The organism is Brevundimonas vesicularis (assembly GCF_032067225.1).
GTDB classification, from domain to species: Bacteria; Pseudomonadota; Alphaproteobacteria; order Caulobacterales; family Caulobacteraceae; genus Brevundimonas; species Brevundimonas vesicularis_F.
Window position 1 is genome coordinate 1 of record NZ_DAMBJX010000114.1, and the last position, 1572, is coordinate 1572.

Consider the following 1572-nt stretch of genomic DNA (forward strand, 5'->3'; position numbering starts at 1 on the left):
CGAGGACGACGGCGTGGGTCTGCCGGCGCGCGACCGCGATCGCCTGACCGAACCCTATGTGACCACGCGCGAGAAGGGCACGGGCCTGGGCCTGGCCATCGTCAAACGCATTTGCGAGGACCACGGCGGCGAGCTGAAGCTGGCCGACGCCAAGACCCTGCGCGGCGCACGCGTGTGCATGATCTTCCCCCTGAAACCCCACGGTAAAGGCGGCGAGGGCGCGGAGCGCAAGCTCCAGACCCTGGCCGCCGAATAGCGAGGCAAGATGCGACCAACCGGTTCCGACATTCTCGTTGTCGACGACGAGGCCGACATCCGCGACCTGGTGTCCGGCCTGCTGGAGGACGAGGGCCATGCCGTGCGCGTCGCCGCAAACTCCGACGAGGCCCTGGCGGCGATCCGGGCAAGGAAGCCGTCGCTGGCGATCCTGGACATCTGGATGCAGGGCGGCGGGCTGGACGGGCTGGAGCTGCTGGAAGTGGTCAAGGAACTGGACCCTGACCTGCCGGTGGTGATGATTTCCGGTCACGGCAACATCGAGACGGCGGTGACGGCGCTGAAGCGTGGCGCATATGACTTTATTGAAAAGCCGTTCAAGTCGGATCGGCTCGTTGTCGTGGTCGAACGCGCCATCGAGGCGGCGACGCTAAGGCGCGAGAACCGCCGCCTGCGCGCGGCGACCATGACGCCGTCGGGTCTGATCGGCCGATCACAGGCTGCGCAGGCCTTGCGCAGCACCATCGCCAAGGTGGCGCAGGCCAACAGTCGGGTCCTGATCGCCGGACCGGCCGGCTCGGGCAAGGAACTGGTTGCGCGTCAGATCCACGAAGCCAGCCCGCGCGCGCGCGCCGAGTTCGTCGCGATTTCGGCCGCCGGAATGACGCCGGAACGTCTGGATGTCGAACTGTTCGGCGAGGAGGGCCAGGACGGCCGTCCGCGCAAGATCGGCGTGTTCGAACGCGCCCACAACGGCACGCTGTATCTGGACGAAATCAGCGACATGCCGCGCGAGAGCCAGAGCCGCATCCTGCGCGTTCTGGTGGACCAGCGGTTCCGGCGTGTCGGCGGAGAGCAGGACGTGCAGGTCGATGTCCGCGTCGTGACGTCGACCTCGCGCGATCTGAAGGCCGAGATCGCAGAGGGACGTTTCCGCGAAGACCTGTTCCACCGTCTGAATGTGGTGCCGATCCGTGTCCCGCCGCTGTCGGAACGGCGCGAGGACATCGCCGAACTGGTCGAATATTTCGTCGACACGATCAGCGCCTCGCAAGGGCTGCCCAAACGCATCGTCGGGGACGATGCGGTGGCGGTGCTGCAAGTCCACCCGTGGCCCGGCAACATCCGCCAGCTGCGCAACAATATCGAGCGTCTGCTGATCCTGGCGACCGGCGATCCGGCGGAAACGATCACCGCCGACATGCTGCCGCAGGAGGTGGCGACCTCTAACGGCGGGACGGCGAACCTGGGCGGCGAGCGCACCATCGCCCTGCCGCTGCGCGAGGCGCGCGAGGTGTTCGAGCGGGAATATCTGGCGGCCCAGATCATGCGGTTCGGCGGCAATATCTCGCGCAC

2 protein-coding genes are annotated in these 1572 nt (G+C 67.2%); both read left to right on the plus strand.

The genetic code is table 11. From position 1 onward, the window contains the following. Window positions 1-256: ATP-binding protein (locus RT123_RS15720; RefSeq protein WP_313010186.1), on the plus strand; the 256-nt coding region annotated here is incomplete at its 5' end. A 9-nt stretch (window positions 257-265) separates the two neighbouring features. Further along, a partial coding sequence (locus RT123_RS15725; RefSeq protein WP_313010187.1) for a sigma-54 dependent transcriptional regulator occupies window positions 266-1572 on the plus strand: 1307 nt, incomplete at its 3' end.